At 44.4% G+C, this 18,817-nt stretch carries 19 protein-coding genes; 9 read left to right on the forward strand and 10 right to left on the reverse strand.

Translation table 11 applies throughout. The features are described from left to right. Positions 1-52 precede the first annotated feature (52 nt). Entirely contained in the window at positions 53-928 is an 876-nt protein-coding gene (citR, locus tag WA279_RS17090; protein WP_003233357.1) for a transcriptional regulator CitR, read from the reverse strand. Between the two features lie 108 nt (positions 929-1,036). On the opposite strand from citR, the gene citA reads away from it, so the two are divergent. The 4 genes from citA (at position 1,037) to WA279_RS17110 (ending at position 6,201) form a co-directional block, all read left to right on the forward strand. Next, complete coding sequence (gene citA / locus WA279_RS17095) at positions 1,037-2,137, forward strand: citrate synthase CitA (RefSeq protein ID WP_336156100.1); 1,101 nt, start codon at positions 1,037-1,039, stop codon at positions 2,135-2,137. 73 nt (positions 2,138-2,210) lie between these two features. Beyond that, entirely contained in the window at positions 2,211-3,080 is an 870-nt protein-coding gene (locus tag WA279_RS17100; protein WP_336156102.1) for an SDR family oxidoreductase, read from the forward strand. Between the two features lie 249 nt (positions 3,081-3,329). Beyond that, positions 3,330-4,727, forward strand: coding sequence for a branched-chain amino acid transporter BcaP (gene bcaP, locus WA279_RS17105; RefSeq protein ID WP_003245791.1), 1,398 nt, complete (start codon positions 3,330-3,332; stop codon positions 4,725-4,727). Between the two features lie 118 nt (positions 4,728-4,845). Beyond that, positions 4,846-6,201 carry a sodium-dependent transporter gene (locus tag WA279_RS17110; RefSeq protein ID WP_003245615.1) on the forward strand — a complete coding sequence of 452 codons (1,356 nt, stop codon included), beginning with the start codon at positions 4,846-4,848 and terminating at the stop codon, positions 6,199-6,201. Between the two features lie 34 nt (positions 6,202-6,235). Here the strand turns inward: WA279_RS17110 and pdxR are convergent, their stop codons facing one another. After that, positions 6,236-7,645, reverse strand: coding sequence for a MocR-like pyridoxine biosynthesis transcription factor PdxR (gene pdxR, locus WA279_RS17115; RefSeq protein ID WP_336156105.1), 1,410 nt, complete (start codon positions 7,643-7,645; stop codon positions 6,236-6,238). A gap of 109 nt (positions 7,646-7,754) precedes the next feature. Between pdxR and WA279_RS17120 the strand changes: the two genes are divergently transcribed. Then, positions 7,755-8,183, forward strand: a complete 429-nt coding sequence (locus WA279_RS17120; RefSeq protein ID WP_009966899.1) for a GNAT family N-acetyltransferase — start codon at positions 7,755-7,757, stop codon at positions 8,181-8,183. 30 nt (positions 8,184-8,213) lie between these two features. On the opposite strand, the gene WA279_RS17125 is transcribed toward WA279_RS17120, so the two are convergent. The 3 genes from WA279_RS17125 to sigM are packed head-to-tail and all read right to left on the reverse strand — an operon-like array spanning position 8,214 to position 10,049. Further along, on the reverse strand, positions 8,214-8,504 hold the full coding sequence (locus WA279_RS17125) for an anti-sigma-M factor (protein WP_003233341.1): 291 nt from the start codon (positions 8,502-8,504) through the stop codon (positions 8,214-8,216). Further along, positions 8,492-9,568: an anti-sigma factor gene (locus WA279_RS17130; RefSeq protein ID WP_010886459.1), complete on the reverse strand. Its 1,077-nt coding sequence runs from the start codon at positions 9,566-9,568 to the stop codon at positions 8,492-8,494. The genes WA279_RS17125 and WA279_RS17130 overlap by 13 nt, the downstream gene beginning before the upstream one ends. Then, on the reverse strand, positions 9,558-10,049 hold the full coding sequence (sigM, locus tag WA279_RS17135; RefSeq protein WP_003224177.1) for an RNA polymerase sigma factor SigM: 492 nt from the start codon (positions 10,047-10,049) through the stop codon (positions 9,558-9,560). Before sigM ends, WA279_RS17130 begins: the two co-directional genes overlap by 11 nt. A gap of 196 nt (positions 10,050-10,245) precedes the next feature. Between sigM and akrN the strand changes: the two genes are divergently transcribed. Further along, entirely contained in the window at positions 10,246-11,241 is a 996-nt protein-coding gene (gene akrN / locus WA279_RS17140; RefSeq protein ID WP_003245422.1) for an aldo/keto reductase AkrN, read from the forward strand. 391 nt (positions 11,242-11,632) lie between these two features. Beyond that, positions 11,633-12,232, forward strand: a complete 600-nt coding sequence (locus WA279_RS17145; protein ID WP_003233335.1) for a 1-acylglycerol-3-phosphate O-acyltransferase — start codon at positions 11,633-11,635, stop codon at positions 12,230-12,232. A gap of 68 nt (positions 12,233-12,300) precedes the next feature. On the opposite strand, the gene WA279_RS17150 is transcribed toward WA279_RS17145, so the two are convergent. Both WA279_RS17150 and cueR read right to left on the reverse strand, forming a co-directional pair. Further along, positions 12,301-13,635, reverse strand: a complete 1,335-nt coding sequence (locus WA279_RS17150) for a hemolysin family protein (protein ID WP_009966903.1) — start codon at positions 13,633-13,635, stop codon at positions 12,301-12,303. Positions 13,636-13,695: 60 nt separating this feature from the next. Continuing rightward, entirely contained in the window at positions 13,696-14,127 is a 432-nt protein-coding gene (gene cueR / locus WA279_RS17155; protein ID WP_010886460.1) for a Cu(I)-responsive transcriptional regulator, read from the reverse strand. A gap of 156 nt (positions 14,128-14,283) precedes the next feature. Between cueR and WA279_RS17160 the strand changes: the two genes are divergently transcribed. Continuing rightward, positions 14,284-15,465: a pyridoxal phosphate-dependent aminotransferase gene (locus WA279_RS17160; protein ID WP_225721934.1), complete on the forward strand. Its 1,182-nt coding sequence runs from the start codon at positions 14,284-14,286 to the stop codon at positions 15,463-15,465. A 321-nt stretch (positions 15,466-15,786) separates the two neighbouring features. Then, positions 15,787-17,172 carry a hemolysin family protein gene (locus tag WA279_RS17165; RefSeq protein WP_015252465.1) on the forward strand — a complete coding sequence of 462 codons (1,386 nt, stop codon included), beginning with the start codon at positions 15,787-15,789 and terminating at the stop codon, positions 17,170-17,172. 13 nt (positions 17,173-17,185) lie between these two features. On the opposite strand, the gene crcB is transcribed toward WA279_RS17165, so the two are convergent. The 3 genes from crcB to WA279_RS17180 are packed head-to-tail and all read right to left on the reverse strand — an operon-like array spanning position 17,186 to position 18,652. Continuing rightward, positions 17,186-17,542 (reverse strand): fluoride efflux transporter CrcB, encoded by a 357-nt coding sequence (crcB, locus tag WA279_RS17170; RefSeq protein WP_041335608.1) that lies wholly within the window; start codon positions 17,540-17,542, stop codon positions 17,186-17,188. Beyond that, entirely contained in the window at positions 17,539-17,934 is a 396-nt protein-coding gene (locus WA279_RS17175; protein WP_015715584.1) for a fluoride efflux transporter FluC, read from the reverse strand. The genes crcB and WA279_RS17175 overlap by 4 nt, the downstream gene beginning before the upstream one ends. Continuing rightward, positions 17,921-18,652, reverse strand: coding sequence for a glycerophosphodiester phosphodiesterase (locus WA279_RS17180; protein WP_120027933.1), 732 nt, complete (start codon positions 18,650-18,652; stop codon positions 17,921-17,923). Before WA279_RS17180 ends, WA279_RS17175 begins: the two co-directional genes overlap by 14 nt. Positions 18,653-18,817 lie beyond the last annotated feature (165 nt).

Consider the following 18,817-nt stretch of genomic DNA (forward strand, 5'->3'; position numbering starts at 1 on the left):
TCATTGGAACGGGTTTTTTTCATTAGACGGAGCACAGGCGTTTTGGTTGCTCCTAAAAATGAAAATGTGATAAAAAATCCAAGAATTTTTTTTCTTTCTTATTTTCATAAAGGGCAATGGCGTAAGCGCCAGCATAGGGCAGCTGTACAGACTGATAAGGAATTCTGATCATCTGTTTCTCTGCTAACTCACGCTTTACTGTAGATAAAGGCAGAAATGAAACTCCGAGTCCTTCCTTGATAAACCGTTTCGTTATATGTGTTTGAGTGACCTTCATTGTTCTCACAAATGGAAATGTCATTCTGACTTGACGGAGCAAGTCGTCCCAGTAATCAGGATGATTGTGGGTCAAAAGCAGGTATTGTTCGAGCACCTCTTTGGCATCAATTTCGTTGTCTTCTATGAAACGCTTATCGGGCGGGGCAACAAGGACGACAGGGTCTTTGTATAAGCAGTGGCAGCTTAAAGATGAAGACTGTACCTTTAAACAGCTTAGTCCGATATCTGCTTCCCCCGCTTTAATCAGTGACGCGATTTCCGCTGATTCGAAAATCGTAACCGCCATTTCTGTTTCCGTATTCATTGCTGTGTACCGTTTCATGACAGAAGGAAGCACAGTATCTGCAATAAGCGGAGAAACCGCGAGCTGTAAGGTTTGAGAGTAGCCTTGTCTCACTCTGTGAAGCTCTGCCATGCTGTTTTCATAATCATCAAGAAGCCTGAGCGCATACGGCAAATACGCCCTGCCTTCATCAGTCAGCTGGATTTGCCTGCCTTTACGCTCGAACAGCTTGCAGCTGATTTCTTTTTCTAATTGCTTGATATGTACGGTCACAGTAGGCTGAGATAAGAAAAGCGTTTCCGCCGTTTTTCGGAAGTTCTCATATTTTGCAGCGGTCACAAAGGTGTGAAGCCATTTGAAATCCATTTCTATTCTCCTTCTGATTAATATTTTTAATTAATTCCCTTTAAAATATTCATTATTTTTTAAATATTATATTTACTATAATAACAGAAAAGGATAGGGGGAATACAAATGGTACATTACGGATTAAAGGGAATTTCATGTGTAGAAACATCCATCAGCCATATTGATGGTGAAAAAGGGCGTCTGATTTACAGAGGACATCATGCAAAAGACATCGCACTGAATCATTGCTTTGAAGAAGCGGCTTATTTGATTTTATTTGGAAAACTGCCTTCAACTGAAGAATTGCAGGTATTTAAAGATAAGCTGGCTGCGGAACGGAATCTTCCGGAACATATTGAGCGCTTGATTCAATCACTGCCAAACAACATGGACGATATGTCGGTGCTGAGAACGGTTGTTTCAGCATTGGGGGAAAATACGTACACATTCCATCCGAAAACAGAAGAAGCAATCCGGCTGATTGCAATCACGCCTTCCATCATTGCATACAGAAAAAGATGGACGCGCGGTGAACAAGCAATTGCACCTTCTTCCCAGTACGGACATGTCGAAAACTACTATTATATGCTCACAGGTGAACAGTCTTCAGAGGCAAAAAAGAAAGCGCTTGAAACCTATATGATTCTGGCCATGGAGCACGGCATGAACGCATCCACTTTTTCAGCACGAGTCACGTTATCTACAGAGAGTGATTTAGTGTCAGCCGTCACGGCTGCTCTCGGCACGATGAAAGGTCCGCTGCACGGAGGCGCTCCTTCTGCGGTGACAAAAATGCTTGAAGACATTGGAGAAAAAGAACATGCTGAAGCATATCTGAAAGAAAAACTCGAAAAAGGAGAGCGCTTGATGGGATTCGGCCACAGGGTGTACAAAACAAAAGACCCGCGGGCAGAAGCTTTGAGACAGAAAGCAGAACAGGTGGCCGGCAATGACCGTGATCTTGATCTTGCGCTGCATGTAGAAGCAGAAGCGATTCGTTTGCTTGAAATCTACAAACCGGGACGAAAGCTGTACACAAATGTTGAATTTTACGCGGCTGCAGTGATGAAGGCCATCGATTTTGACGATGAATTGTTTACTCCGACCTTTTCAGCAAGCCGAATGGTAGGGTGGTGCGCCCATGTGCTGGAACAAGCAGAAAACAACATGATTTTCCGCCCGTCAGCGAAATATACCGGTGCCATTCCCGAGGAAGTTCTTTCATAACATATTTTGGCGTTTATTCATTTCTGTCGTGTGGTAACGTTCAGTATCAACCACATGTCTAGGAGTGATGAATGTGAACCCAATGGACAGACAAACAGAAGGACAAGAACCGCAGCATCAGGACAGACAGCCGGGCATTGAGTCAAAAATGAATCCGCTGCCGCTGTCAGAGGACGAGGATTATCGAGGAAGAGGAAAACTGAAAGGAAAAGTCGCGATCATTACTGGAGGCGACAGCGGAATAGGGAGAGCAGCAGCTATTGCCTTTGCTAAAGAGGGGGCTGATATCTCCATTCTATACTTAGACGAGCATTCGGACGCAGAGGAAACACGTAAACGGATCGAAAAGGAGAATGTCCGCTGCCTGCTTATCCCGGGAGATGTCGGGGACGAGAACCATTGTGAACAAGCTGTGCAGCAAACAGTGGACCATTTTGGTAAACTCGATATCTTAGTGAACAACGCCGCTGAACAGCATCCCCAGGACAGCATTCTCAATATTTCAACAGAACAGCTGGAAAAAACCTTTCGCACAAATATTTTTTCCATGTTTCATATGACGAAGAAAGCTTTGCCTCACCTGCAAGAGGGGAGTGCCATTATTAATACGACATCGATTACCGCTTATGAAGGGGATACGGCGTTAATTGATTATTCCAGCACAAAGGGTGCGATTGTTTCCTTTACGCGTTCCATGGCGAAGTCGCTTGCAGATAAAGGCATCAGAGTGAATGCGGTGGCGCCCGGTCCGATTTGGACACCACTTATTCCGGCGACATTCCCTGAGGAAAAAGTGAAGCAGCACGGCTTGGATACCCCAATGGGAAGACCGGGACAGCCGGTTGAGCATGCAGGCGCCTATGTTCTGCTGGCGTCTGACGAATCTTCCTATATGACAGGGCAGACCATTCATGTGAATGGCGGCCGTTTTATTTCAACGTAATCAACGAAAAACCAGCTCCAGAGCTGGTTTTTTTTGTATGGAAAAAATTTAAAAATAAAAAATTTGTCGATTTTTCTAACAATTTTGTTTTCATTTTTGCAATTTTATATATAATATTGAGTAGGAGAAAGGAATGATTCGCGACCAGTACAAATATAGTAGAAAAAAAGAAAAATGACCATTGTCACTCATGAATTCAGAAAATTCAAATAAAACATATAAAAATAGATGATCGGGAGTTGAAGGGGAATGAAAGGGAGCGTTTTTAGGAAGAAAAGTATTCAGGATTTAATCGCTGCGACGAGCGGGGAAAAATCTTTAAAAAGAGAATTAGGGGCATTTGATTTAACGTTGCTTGGAATCGGCGCCATTATTGGTACAGGAATTTTTGTTCTGACGGGAACAGGTGCAGTCACGGCAGGTCCCGGACTGACCATTTCATTTGTTGTGGCGGCGCTGGCTTGTTTATTCGCCGCCCTGTCTTACGCGGAATTTGCGTCAAGTGTGCCTGTTTCAGGTTCGGTGTATACATTCACTTATGCGACATTGGGAGAGCTTATGGCCTTTATTATCGGGTGGGATTTAATTTTAGAATACATGCTGGCGGTAAGTGCAGTGTCGGTCGGCTGGTCTGGTTATTTCCAATCGTTTTTATCAGGGCTCGGCATTCATCTTCCGGTTGCTTTAACAGCGGCACCGGGCGCAGTGAAAGGCACCTTTACCCTGTTTAATCTTCCTGCATTCGTCATTGTAATGGCGATCACATATTTGCTTTATTTAGGCATCAAAGAATCAAAAAGAGTCAACAATATCATGGTTATCTTGAAGATACTGGTTGTTCTGCTGTTTATCGCAGTGGCAGCCGTTTACGTGAAGCCGCACAACTGGCAGCCGTTTATGCCAATGGGCTTTGGCGGCGTGTTCAGTGCAGCGGCGCTCGTATTCTTTGCTTTTATCGGATTTGACGCTGTATCCTCTGCTGCGGAAGAGACGAAAAATCCCGCGAAAGATCTGCCTAAAGGCATTATTTTCTCTTTACTGGTCTGCACGATTTTATATGTCACCGTATCAGCAATCATGACTGGGGTTATCCCGTTTGCTCAATTTGCGGGTGTGGATCATCCGGTTTCTCTTGTTCTTCAAAGCGCAGGGCAAAATTGGGTGGCAGGCATCATTGATATTGGCGCCGTGCTGGGAATGACAACAGTTATGCTCGTGATGCTTTACGGGCAGACCCGCGTCATGTTTGCCATGTCGCGTGACGGACTTGTGCCGGGTTCACTTTCTAAAGTGCATCCAAAGCACAAAACACCTTATGTAGCCACTTGGTTTTTCGGAACGATGTCGGCGCTTCTCGGCTCACTTGTTCCGCTGGATGAACTTGCAAAGCTGGTAAACATCGGGACGCTGTCGGCATTTGTCCTGATTTCTGTGGCAGTTATCGTTTTGAGAAAGAAACAGCCGGATCTTCCGAGAGCCTTTAAATGCCCGGGAGTTCCCGTGATCCCAGGCCTGGCGATTCTGTTCTGCCTGTTCTTGATTTTAAATCTGGGATGGGTGACGATTGTCCGCTTCCTAGTGTGGCTGCTAATCGGTTTGGTAATCTATTTTCTGTATTCAAGAAAGCATTCAAAATTAAATCAATAACCTTTTGATAAAGAGAGCGGCCATACAGGCCGCTCTCTTTTCTGTTCCTGGCAAATGAATCTATAGAAATGAAGACAAAAATAAGAGATAATATAGGCTGGAAAGGAAGTGACGTTTATTGTCTGAGCAAAAACCAGTCCAATGGGCTTCGAAAATTGGTTTCGTCATGGCAGCGGCCGGCTCGGCTATCGGCTTGGGCGCGATTTGGAAATTCCCTTACGTAGCGGGGACCAATGGGGGAGGAGCCTTTTTTCTTATCTTCGTGTTATTTACCATCCTCTTAGGCTATCCGCTTTTGGTGGGGGAATTTATTTTTGGAAGACGGAACCAGACGAATGCCATTGATGCATATAAAAAAGAAGCGCCGCGATCAGCTTGGTTTCTTACGGGGTGGATCGGCGTAGCCGCGTGTTTCTTAGTGCTGTCGTTTTACAGTGTAATTGGGGGATGGATTTTGCTGTATATCGTAAAAACGGCGTCAGGCTCACTGTCCGGGCTTTCTCAAGCACAGTATGGCGCTCTTTTTGCTTCTATTATCCAAAATCCGGTGCAGACGCTCGCGGCTCAGCTTGTCTTTATGGCACTGACTGTACTCGTTGTCGCAAGAGGGGTTCAAAAAGGGATTGAACGGGTAAGCGCGGTGATGATGCCGATTTTGTTTTTATTGTTTATTCTGCTCGTTCTTCGGTCTCTTACGCTTAATGGTGCAATGGAAGGCGTAAAGTTTCTGCTTGTGCCTCATTTCGGCGATCTGACTCCGGAATCCATATTATTCGCGCTGGGACAGGCCTTCTTTACGTTAACACTGGGGGTTTCGGTGATGGTGACCTACAGCTCCTATTTGCCGAAAACACAAAATATCCCTCGTTCGGCAGCCTCCATTGTCTTGATGAATATCATTGTGACACTCTTGGCAGGTTTGGCTATTTTTCCGGCGGTTTTCTCATTCGGTTTTCAGCCAAATGAAGGACCGACACTGCTGTTTACAGTGCTTCCGGCCGTTTTTGAACAGCTTCCGTTCGGCACGTTGTTTTTTATCGGTTTTCTCGTTGCGTTTTTATTTGCAGCCTTAACCTCAGCATTTTCGATGGTTGAAATTATCGTTGCCACAATCGGAAAAGGGGACGAAAAGAAGAGAAAAAAACTGTCATGGACGAGCGGGCTTTTGATCTTTTTGGTCGGAATCCCATGCTGCTTGTCTTATGGCGTTTTGAGTGATGTGCACCTATTTGGCAAAACGTTTTTTGATATTGCCGATTTTACCGTCAGCAATGTTTTGATGCCTTCAGGCGCTCTGTTAATTTCTCTATTTATCCCGCTGAAAATTTCGAAAAGCGAACTCTTGGCTGAAATGCGAAATGGATCAAATGCAGGTAAAGCATTCTTTTACACGTGGTTTTATTTGCTTCGTTTTATCGTGCCGCTTGCCATTATTATCGTGTTCTTAAATTTAATCGGAATTTTATCTTTTTAAAAAACAGGCTCCGTTTCCGGGGCCTGTTTTTTATTTAATAAGATGATATCAACGGTGCCCATGCCGTTTTCAGTTTTTGGATGCCGAGCCTGATGTCCTCTTCTGACAAACCGCCATAACCGATTAAGACAGAAGCAAAAGGCGTCTGTTCTTTATATGAGGGAGACACGGGATAGATGGTTACACCGTGGTCTGCGGCTGCTTGTATTGCTTCTTCCTCACTTGCTGGAAACAAAAGGCGCAGCAGGATGTGAAGCCCCGAGTTTTTACCGAGAATCTCAACGGTGTTTCCTAGTTCAGAGCGGATGGCTTCTAACAGGACAGCGTGTTTTTTTCGGTATAAGCTTCTCATTCTATTTATGTGTTTTTGCCACTCTCCGGTTTCGATGAAGTCTGCCAGTGCCAATTGCGAGTGGACAGAGACGGTCTGCTTCATTAACTGAGCATTGTTTTTGATCGGGTCCATGAGTTCATGGGGCACAATCATGAAGCTGAGCCGCAAGGAAGGCAGAAGTGACTTTGAAAAAGTGCCCAGATATATGACTCTGCCATTCGGATCAAGACCCTGTAAAGACGGAATGGGATGGCCGCTGTAGCGAAATTCTCCATCGTAATCATCTTCTATAATGAATGAATTTGTTTCTGCCGCCCATGCCAGCAGTTCCTGTCTGCGGGTAATCGTCATAATGGTCCCAATCGGAAACTGATGCGAAGGAGTCGTATACATGAGATAAGGATTCTGACGGCAGAGCTCATCCGGCAGGACGCCTTCTGCATCAGAACAAATCGGAGTGACATCCATGTGATTTGCTTCAAACATCCTTCTTGAACGGTGAAAGCCCGGTTCTTCAAAGCCGATTTTTGTACCTGGCTTTAGCGAAAGGCAAAGAATTTGCAGAAGCAAGGTGGTTCCTGCGCCGATGATAATCTGGCCGGGTTCGCAATTTACTCCCCGAGACAGCCTGATGAATCGGGCAATCATGTGCCTGAGTTCGTATTCTCCTTGAGGGTCGCCAGAGGTGTGAAACGATCCGGAATAGCGATCAAGACTTTTTACTATGCTTTTTCTCCATGCGTTAAAGGGAAAGAGGGTCGGATCAACGTTGCCTTGATGGAAGTCAATAGCAGGTGCGTTCTTTTCATGTAATCCCGGCTGTACAGACTGCTGAAAATGTTCAGAAGCTGTCGGGAATCCTGGTTCTACTTCCGCCGCGAACCAGCCGATTTTCGGCTTGCTTTTGACATAGCCCTCAGCAGTTAATTGCTCATAAGCCCGTTCTATAGTTGCCGTGCTGACATCGAGCAAGCTGGAGAGCCTGCGTTTTGACGGAAGTCTTGTTCCCTTTGTGATTCGCGCATGTGAAATTTCTTGTTTAAAAAAGCTATAGAGCTGCTCATACAGCGGTGTTTTGCTCTTTTTATCAAGAAACGGCGTAATATCCATCTCATGTCTCCTTTATATCTGGCATGGTCATTTTTTCTGATATTGGCTATTTGGCAAATGCCATTTATTAGCTATGATCATTGTAACGAAAGGAAAGGGGATTGGGAAGATGATCCATATGAAACAATTAACCTCGAAAGAAGAATGGGCTGAGTCGTATCCGATTATGAGTGAATTGAGAACAGAACTGGATATAGAGACGTATTTACAAAGGCTTGAAGCCTGTGTGCAGAAAGAATCGTATATGCTGTTTGCCTTATATGAAAATACAGCAATCAGAGCGCTGTGCGGGGCTCTGCCGAGAGTTTCCATTCATAAAGGAGAGCACTTGTGGATTGCGGATCTTGTTACAACGGCACCTTGCCGATCAAAGGGATACGGCAAAATGCTTTTGGATTATGCCTCAGACTGGGCGAGAAAAGCCGGACTTGGTTTTGTCAGTCTTTCATCTGGCCTGCAGCGTAAAGACGCACATCGATTTTATACAGATAAAATGGGTTTTACTATAGAAAGTTATTTGTTCCGAAAACCGGTATAACGAAAAAAGACGCCTGAAAAGGCGTCTTTTTTAAAAGCCAAACTGTAAATTCGTATCTACAGATACAATGGTATACACACAAATAATCACAAAGAGATTAAGGATGACGCCGAGCAGGCCTGGACCTGTGCGCCCTCTCTTGATGAAGAGTTCAACAACGCCGAACGGAACGGCAGCCATGGCGAACGGAAGCATTTGATAGGAATAAAACGTGACGTTGCTGATAATGGCCAAATTCAGCAACAGCAGGGACAGAACCGCTGTCCCGACAGAGATCCAGCCGAATACATTGTGTTCTTTAAAAATTCTTACCAGTTCCATAATTCCACCTCGCCGACATTCGCTGATTTTACAGATTTATTTTTCAGCATGCGCTGGATTTCCTTGGTTGGCCCTGTAACGACCGAACCGTATACATTGACACCGTTTTTCTCTACATAATCTAATCGGTTATCTACATTCAGGTCTTTCCGTTTTGAAATGACCTGAGCCCATTTTTCGTGTTTGGACATGAATTTTAGAGCGTTGATAAACTGATCGCCATTCGACTTGCCTTTTGTATTAAGGGCGGCCAAGAACTTTGAATCCTTTCCAGGATAGCCAAGAGGTTCTGTGGAAGCTGTCTTATTTGTGTTTTTCTCTGTTTCGATTGCGTTCCACAAAAAGCTCACATCATAGCCTTTGAATTTGTTATACACGTCTTTTGTCGGATATGCACGGTCATATGAAAGGTAGACCTCTGATACCGTTCCTTCAGGCAATGTGCTTAACGTTTTTTCTGCTTTTGCGGTCGTTTGTTCAGACTTGTTTGAAGGATGTGTAAAGTAATGGCCGGTTTTATTCACTTCTAAGTCATAGTAGTTTACTGCCGGCGCTTTTACTTTGTTATAAAACATTTCAACCCGTTCATTCCCTACGGCTGCCGTCTTCGTGCCAATCTGCTTTTGCAGCGGGAATTCCGTATTCATTCCAAATAGCTTCACTTGGCTTTTCAGTCCGGAAGTATCAACAAGAACATTCGGCATGGTCAGGGCTACAGTGACTGCGGCAGTTTCCATAAACTCATTGCCGGTGCTGTGTTTTCCACCCATTCCGTAATAGAGGTAGCTTCCCAGCGTACAAAGCGGCAAAATCATCAATGTCGAAATGACGGCAAGCACAGAAATTCGCAAATAAGACTTGCGTTTGCCGTAGGCTAAAATCGCTTTTTGTTTTTCAGGACTGATGCTGAGATCCCAATCGTTATCGTCCTCGAGTTCGCTGTCAATCAGTTCCTGATATACTTCGAGCTTCTCAAGTTCTTCCTCAAATGCAGTCATTTCCTGGTCGCTCATTTCCCCATTTTTATATTGATCAAAACGCTTTTTAAATTCTTCATTCATCATTAACACCTCTATTATAAAGTGCTTTCAGCCGCTGTCTGGCACGAAATAAAACACTTTTAAAATTCGCCTCTGAAATATTCATAATATGGGATGCTTCTTTGTAGTTTAACTCTTTTAAATAATATAGCGTTAAGGCCTCCCGATAATTATCGGGGAGCTCGGACATATAACCAGTCAGCACTTCCTTTATCTCTACCTGATGGGCAGGACTTTGAACAGCATTTTGAAAGAGGCTTCCGATTAAATCATCAGAAATGGTTACTTCTTTCTTATGCTTTCTGACGTAATCAATGAAGGCGTTTCGCGCCACTTGAAAAAGCCAGGGCTTTACTTTGCTGTGATCATAGGAGTGAATGTGTATGTATGCCCGCATAAAGGTTTCCTGCAGCAAGTCTTCAGCAAGATGCTTGTCTTTTGTCATGGAGAGCAGGAACCTGTAAACATCATTCATGTACATTTGGTAAATTTCATCGATCGTCACTGCCTTTTCTCCCCTCTATGTTATACACGCATAAGAAAGGTTTAAAGTTGCACATTACATGCAAACGGCTTTTTTATACCTAATCAAACACCATTACTATATAGTACCCAAAAATGGCCCCAAAAGATAGTGCGGAGAAATGTTTAACATTTTTTCCAGAGGGGAAAAAATAGTGAAAAAGTGAAGGAGTGGCACAATGGAATATACCAGTATAGCAGATACAGGAATAGAAGCCTCTAGAATCGGTCTCGGCACATGGGCCATTGGCGGAACGATGTGGGGAGGCACTGACGAAAAAACATCGATTGAAACAATCCGCGCCGCTCTTGATCAGGGGATTACACTGATTGACACCGCGCCGGCTTACGGCTTCGGGCAGTCCGAGGAAATCGTCGGAAAGGCAATCAAAGAGTACGGCAAAAGAGACCAGGTGATTCTCGCAACGAAAACGGCTCTGGACTGGAAAAACAACCAGCTGTTCCGCCATGCGAACAGAGCGAGAATTGTAGAGGAAGTTGAGAATTCTTTGAAACGGCTTCAAACAGACTATATTGATCTTTATCAGGTGCATTGGCCCGATCCGCTTGTGCCAATTGAAGAAACGGCTGAAGTCATGAAGGAATTATATGATGCGGGAAAAATCCGGGCGATTGGCGTCAGCAATTTTTCAATTGAGCAAATGGATACATTTCGCGCCGTCGCACCTCTCCATACGATTCAGCCTCCATATAATCTGTTTGAAAGAGAGATGGAAGAGAGTGTTCTTCCTTATGCGAAAGATAACAAGATAACAACATTATTATACGGCAGTTTATGCAGAGGGCTGTTAACAGGCAAAATGACCGAAGAGTATACATTTGAGGGCGATGATCTGCGTAATCACGATCCAAAATTCCAGAAGCCCCGCTTTAAAGAGTATCTTTCTGCTGTCAATCAATTGGATAAGCTGGCGAAGACACGTTATGGAAAATCAGTGATTCACTTGGCTGTCAGATGGATCTTAGATCAGCCGGGAGCGGATATCGCTCTTTGGGGAGCAAGAAAGCCTGGGCAGCTTGAGGCCCTATCTGAAATTACAGGCTGGACGCTGAACAGTGAAGATCAGAAAGATATCAATACTATATTGGAAAATACGATATCAGACCCTGTCGGACCGGAGTTTATGGCCCCGCCGACCAGAGAGGAAATATAACAAAAGCTGAGGGCGAATCCTCAGCTTTCAGCGTGTCGACAAACCCTCGCATTCGTTGTCAGGCCTGCGCGTCGGTGCTCACGAATGATGAAGGGACAGCGGCTAAATGCTTAGGCGTCCTGCCCAAACACCGCTGTCATCACATCCTGTGAAAGTCTGCTCCATGCTCGCCTTTCCTAGACTCAAGGGTTTTCAATCACGCTGAATAGATGACAAAATCATAAAATGAAAACCATTTTATGATTTTATCAACAATCTAAAAGCTGAGGGCGAATCCTCAGCTTTTTGGCGTTTTAACGGGAGAAATCTTAAAAATTAGTACCAGGTAATAAAAAATGTTGTTATAATAGATGACAGAAAGAATCATTGATTACGACAAAGGAAGTGCGATATGTATAAGTTTTGTGCAAATGCTTTAAAAGTTATTCTTTCTCTTCGCGGAGGAGTGAAGGTGTATAACAAAGAAAACCTTCCGGCCGATTCAGGTTTTGTCATCGCGTGTACACATTCCGGCTGGGTTGATGTGATTACACTCGGAGTCGGGATTCTTCCTTATCAAATACACTACATGGCGAAAAAAGAGCTTTTTCAAAATAAATGGATCGGTTCGTTTCTGAAGAAAATTCATGCCTTTCCGGTAGATCGGGAAAATCCCGGGCCAAGCAGTATTAAAACGCCGATTAAGCTGCTGAAAGAAGGAGAGATCGTCGGTATCTTCCCAAGCGGAACAAGAACCTCTGAGGATGTGCCTTTGAAAAGAGGTGCGGTGACGATTGCGCAAATGGGGAAAGCACCGCTTGTCCCCGCTGCATATCAGGGCCCTTCAAGCGGAAAAGAATTATTCAAAAAAGGAAAAATGAAGCTGATTATCGGTGAGCCTCTTCACCAGGCTGATTTTGCCCACCTGCCTTCAAAGGAAAGACTTGCAGCAATGACAGAGGCTTTGAATCAGCGGATTAAAGAACTAGAGAATAAACTTGATCAGCTATAAGGCGTTCTGAGAGATTGCCCTGAAACTGTGAAAATAAGAAAAGCACCTTATACAAGGTGCTTTTCTTATTATGCTTCCTGCTGGTTAGCTGTCTCCAGAAGTTCTTCTTCTTGAAGCTTTTTCACTTCAATATATGCGACGTGGTGGCCGTCAATTTCATTAATGATGAATTCGCAGCCCTCTTCGATGATGGAATCATCTTTTTCAACATCGTATTTTTGAGTAAGGAACCAGCCGCCGATTGTATCGACTTCTTCGTTCTCTAAATGGATGCCTAGCAGGTCGTTTACTTGGTCAATTAACACTTTTCCGTCAAGAATATAATGGCCTTCGCCGATTTTGCGGATTTCGCTAATTTCATCAATATCAAATTCGTCGCGGATTTCACCGACAATTTCCTCAATGATGTCCTCAACCGTCACAAGCCCGGCAGTACCGCCGTATTCATCAGACAAAATGGCCATGTGGACCCTCTCTTTTTGCATTTTGACAAGCAGGTCTTGGATCGGCGCAGATTCAATGACATGAATGATCGGGTTGACGAATTGAGAAATGGTGGAATCAACAGATACCTCACCGCTGATGCAGGCGGTCAGCACTTCTTTAATGTTAATAACCCCGATAATGTTATCTTTATCGCCCTCTTCCACAGGGTAGCGGGTATATTTTTCAATCTGAATGATGTCCATCATTTCAGAAATCTTGATATCATGCGGAAGGCTGACAATTTCGGTCCGCGGAATCATAATTTCTTTCGCGAGCCTGTCGTCAAATTCAAAGATTTTATTTACATATTTAAACTCTGATTGGTTGATTTCACCGCTTTTATAGCTTTCAGACAAAATGATTCGCAGCTCTTCTTCTGAGTGAGCCAGTTCGTTTTCTGAAACGGTCTCCAGGCCAAATGCTTTGGTCAATAACCGTGCAGAATTGTTCAAAAGCCAAATGAATGGGAACGCGATGCGGTAAAACCAAATCAGCGGTTTCGCAAACAGCATAGACACTGCTTCCGCCTTTTGGATAGCGACTGTCTTAGGTGCAAGTTCTCCGACAACAACGTGTAAGAACGTGATAATGGCATACGCAAAAATAAACGATATGACATGTGAAAGGGAACCTGGTACGTTCATTTGTACGAAAAGCGGGTGAAGCAGCCTTTCGATCGTTGATTCACCTAAAACCCCTAATCCGATGGAAGTCAATGTAATTCCGAGCTGACACGCAGATAAATATTCATCAAGGTGCGTGGTCACTTTTTTTACGGCTATTGCTGCTTTATTTCCTTCCGCGATCAGCTGATCGATCCGTGAGCCTCTGATTCTGATAATGGCAAACTCAGATGCCACGAAAAATGCCGTCAGGGCGATTAAAACAGCAACTAAAATCAAATTCACTATGTCCAATTAGAACCTTCACTCTAGCAATGAGAATGAAGGTAACACCTCCTGTTAGATAAAATGGTTTTAACTTAACAGCAGCATAAATGATTGGAACACGGCGAGCTTTTCAGGCGGGAGTTTGCTTTTCAGCTTGTCACGATCCTCGGGCTTCAGCCGTTCAAACCGATGCAAGATTCCGGAGATGTTTTGATTCATATGATCAATTTCTAATGCCAGATTTCCAATTTCATCATCAAGTTTAGCTGAAGAGGGAAACTGGTTCTCCAGTCGATCTTTAATATCGGACAGGGCCAATCGCTGCTTCTTGCAATCTACAATAAATATAAGTCGTTTGAGTGCATTTTCGTCGTAGTAACGGTAATTTGAACAGGATCTGGCCGGCGTAAGCAGACCAAGATTCGTATAATAATCAACTGTCCGTTTCGTTACTCCGGCGAGTGCCGCTAGTTCACTGATGCGATAAGTCTCAGCCCCATCTATATCCCTCCCAACCATCACGTTATAGTTATGAGAATAGTTTAATATATGAATGGTGTCTTGCACAAGTTTATTGTTTTTTTTAGACCGGAATTGGAAGTTGTGGAATTCATCATCTGATTGAAGTAACATAGGAAGATAGAATTTTCAAACTTTTATATACGGAAGGGACAGATGAAATTGGCTGGGTTATCCCGGGAAGTTGAAGAAAACTTAAATAAAGGATCATGGATTCGCAAGCTGTTTGATGAAGGTGCAAGGCTGAAGAAGGAGTTCGGGGAAGACCAGGTATTTGATTTTTCACTCGGCAACCCGATTATTGAACCGCCTGAAGCTTTTAAGAGAGCGTTAATAGAGGAAGCTGAAAAAGGCAGCCACGGATACATACAAAACCAAGGGCTTCCTGCAGCGAGAGAAAAAGTCGCGCAATTTTTGGGGTCGCGTTTTGAAGCTGATTTCTCAGCGGAGCGTATCGTCATGACGGTGGGCGCGGGAGGCGCTTTGAATGTTGCTTTAAAAAGCATCGTAAACCCTGGGGAAGAGGTCATTATTCTCGCACCTTATTTTGCCGAATATAAGTTGTATATTGAGAACTACGGGGGAAAAGCCGTCAGCTGCCCGTTGACAAGCCGGTTTGAGATCGACATTGAAGCGGTAAGGCAATCGATCACTCCACAGACGAAAGGGCTGATCCTCAATACACCGCATAACCCCACAGGCACTGTTCTCAGCCAGAAAAATATAGACGATTTAGGCGCTTTATTAAAAGAAATAGAAGAGAAGAGCGGCCAGACGATTTATGTGCTGTTTGATGAACCGTACAGTCAATTAATCTATGATGAAGAGCTGGCAAATCCGTTTCAATCGTACCATCGTGTGATATTGGCCAGCTCATTCAGTAAAGATCTCGGCATAGCCGGGGAGCGGCTCGGGTATATCGGATTGGACAGCCGAATGCCGGATGCGGACCTTTTGATCAACGCTTTTGTGTATTGTAATCGAACGCTTGGATTTGTGAATGCCCCTGTCATGATGCAGCGGGCTGTGGCACGAATGGATGATTTAAGAGTAGACGCGAGTGTTTATAAAGAGCGCCGGGATTTAATGGTAGACATTTTAAAAGAAGCCGGTTTTGAATTTGAAATGCCAAAGGGAGGTTTCTTTGTTTTTCCAAAATCGCCGATTGAAGATGAAGTTGCATTTTGCGTGCATGCCGCCCAAAAATACAAATTATTAATTGTGCCGAGCAGCGGTTTTGGAATGAGCGGGCATTTCCGATTATCCTTCAGTGTGCCGATCGAGCAGATTAAAAACTCACGGGACATTTTCATTTCTTTATATAAAGATTTTGCTTAAGAAGGCAAAGAAAACAGTTTTCAAGGCTGTTTTCTTTTTATATCCGTAAAAACCCTCCTCTTTCAATCCAGACAGGCGCAGAATTGACAAGCAGGCATACAGTTAAGGCTTTCTTCATGATAAAAGTCTAAAAATTAAAAATCATTTTTGGAATGAGTTGTGTTACAATAAAATATACAATTTATAATCAAACTTTGACTTTTGGAGGTGGTATGATGGGGCCCTCTGCTTAGGCAACAATACACCGCGTACCTCAATGTTAAGGAAAAATGATTATATCAGGAGGTGACTCCTTATCCTTTGTTGAGAGGATAGGGTTAAATGGACGATATTGACAGTCTGATTTTAATTGGCGTGCTCATTGCTTTAACCGCGTTTTTCGTTGCAAGCGAGTTTGCGATTGTTAGAGTAAGGAGATCCAGAATAGATCAGCTTATCACAGAAGGAAACAAACGGGCGATACTCGCAAGGCGTGTCATTACAGATTTGGATGAATATTTATCCGCATCCCAGCTGGGCATTACATTGACATCAATTGGACTTGGCGTACTGGGTGAACCGGCCTTTGAACGGCTGCTGCATCCACTGTTTGAACCGCTCGGCTTGCCAGACTCGGTTTCACATGCAGCCTCTTTTGCAGTCGCGTACGGCTTGATCACGTTCCTGCACGTTGTTGTAGGTGAACTGGCCCCGAAAACGGTCGCGATTCAAAAGGCAGAACAGCTGACTTTACTGATAGCGGGCCCTTTGCGTTTATTCTATTTGCTCCTGTTTCCGTTTATTTGGATCCTCAATGGATCGGCGCGGTTTTTATGCGGGATGTTCGGTTTGAAGCCTGCGTCAGAACATGATGGTTCCCATTCTGAGGAAGAACTCAGGATGCTGTTATCTGAGAGTTTAAAAAACGGAGAGATTAATCCGTCTGAATATAAATATGTGAATAAGATTTTTGAATTTGATAATCGGATCGCCAAAGAAATTATGATACCGCGGAAGGAAATGGCTGCTGTGTCAACTGAGATGACGATGGCCGAGATGCTTGAAGTCATGCTGAAGGAAAAATACACGCGCTGGCCAGTCACAGATGGAGACAAAGACAGTGTGCTCGGTTTGGTCAATACGAAGCATTTGTTTTCTGATTTGCTGTTTATGACAGAAGAAGAACGAATGAAGATGACGATCCATCCGTATGTGAGGCCGGTCATTGAAGTGATTGAAACGATCCCGGTTCATGACTTGCTGATTAAAATGCAGCGCGAGCGCATTCATATGGCTATATTGTCGGATGAATACGGAGGAACCTCGGGACTTGTGACGACAGAGGATATTCTTGAGGAAATTGTCGGAGAGATCAGAGATGAATTTGATGAAGATGAACAGCCGCTGATCCAAAAGCTTGGCGACGGCCATTATGTGATGGATGGAAAGGTTCGGATCGATCAGGTGAACAGCCTTCTTGGCGCATCGATTCAAGAAGACGTCGATACGATCGGCGGGCTGATATTAAAAGAAAACATCGATATTGAGGCTGGTGAATCCATTCGCATCGGTTCATATACGATAAAGGTGCTGAAGATGGACGGCCGATTAATCAAGCAAATCGATATAAAAGAAGAAGCCGGCAACACAACCGGGATTACGGCGCACCACAAGCTGCCGCTGCCCGAGCCTGTGATGCTGAACAGTGCAACCTTGAGCGAGAAATAAGCTCAAGGTTTTTTTACATTGTGATTGTCCAGCCGCACCAAAATGCCAAAAGCGACCCGCAAAGTGTCAGGGCGATGTACAAGATGCTTTCTATTACACGTTTGGCCATAAGGAGTTGAATACTTTCAACGCTGAAGGTGGAAAAGGTCGTAAAGGCGCCAAAAAACCCCGTGCCGATGATAAGCGAGACCGAAGCATTTGCAACGTGAAGTCCTGTAAATATTCCGAGCCCGAGAGCTCCGAGAATATTGACTGTCAGTATGCCAATGGGCAGGCTCAGACCTTTGGTTTTGGCGGTTATGACATTGCCAAGCCAGAACCGAAGCATTGCGCCAAGTCCGCCCCCTATGAAAATACCCGCTAGTGTCATCTTTCCTGCAGCCCCTTTCTTTGCTGAATGCCTGCTATGCGCCGTCCCGCAAAAACACCAATCAGTGCAAATATGATCCCTGATATCAATGAGGCTGCCACATATAAAAGAGCCAATGAGGGTTGTCCTTGCAAAAGCATCACCGTTTCCTTAGAAAACGTGGACATTGTTGTGAAGCCTCCGCAAAAGCCGGTGCCTAAAAAAGCCGACAGCAGAGGCCGTTTTGCCCCGATCATAAAAAATCCGGTCAAAATGCCTAATAGAAGGCTGCCTGCCGCATTTTCCAGCCAGGTTGCCGCCGGGAACTGACCGGTGTGTATCCATAAGTTTAATCCGTATCGGAGGCAGGCGCCAAGCGCGCCTCCGATAAAAACCGTGCTATATATTTTCATGTTTGCCATCCTTTATGATGAAATCCGGGTAATCTGTAACGATGCCGTCCACGCCCATGGCTTGTAATTTTGCCGCTGTCTTTTGATTGTTGACAGTCCATGCAAATATGTTTAAGCCATTTTTATGGACGGAGCCGATCATCAGACGGTTGAGCCGTGTGTGTTTTATATTGACATAGTTTGCAAAAGAGCGGAAGGCCTTCATCTGATTTCTGGACAGCATGCCAAAGTTGGGCCTTGTAATGACCGCTGTCGGAATCGAAGGATAAAGCTCGCGGAACCTTTGGACGGAGCGGAACTGAAAGGATTGAACAATATTATTGATAGAAAAAGAAAATTGCCCTAATAGCTGTCCTACCTCTTCTTCAATTCTGACTTGAGACGGATGGCCTTTTAGTTCAATTAAAAGGCCGATTTTTTTGTGGTAGCGCTTGAGCACCGCTTCCAGGGTCGGAATACGCTCTCCTTGAAAAGCGGGACCGTACCAGCTTCCTGCATCGAGTTTTTGCAATTCCTCCAAGGTAAAATCCTTAACAAAGCCCGATCCGTTTGTTGTTCGGTCAACCCTGTCATCGTGTATCACAACAATCTGCCTGTCTTTTGTAAGCTGGACATCCAGTTCGATCATATCTGCATTCATTTTCACCGCAAGGTCAAATGCGGCAATCGTATTTTCCGGAGCGTAGCCGGATGCTCCGCGATGGGCAATGATGTACAAGCTAAGTCAGCTCCTCGTATGGGCATTTCTGTTATTGTATCAAATCCATATATGCACCGCGATACAAACTGGTGAATTTTTTCTGCCATATCGGAATGGTCCGGGCTGAGGAATGCGTATAACTAAAAAAAGACACTCAGCGTATCAGAACACATTTCGTCAGAA

The organism is Bacillus sp. 204(2023) (genome assembly GCF_037027505.1).
In the GTDB taxonomy this organism is placed as follows: domain Bacteria; phylum Bacillota; class Bacilli; order Bacillales; family Bacillaceae; genus Bacillus; species Bacillus subtilis.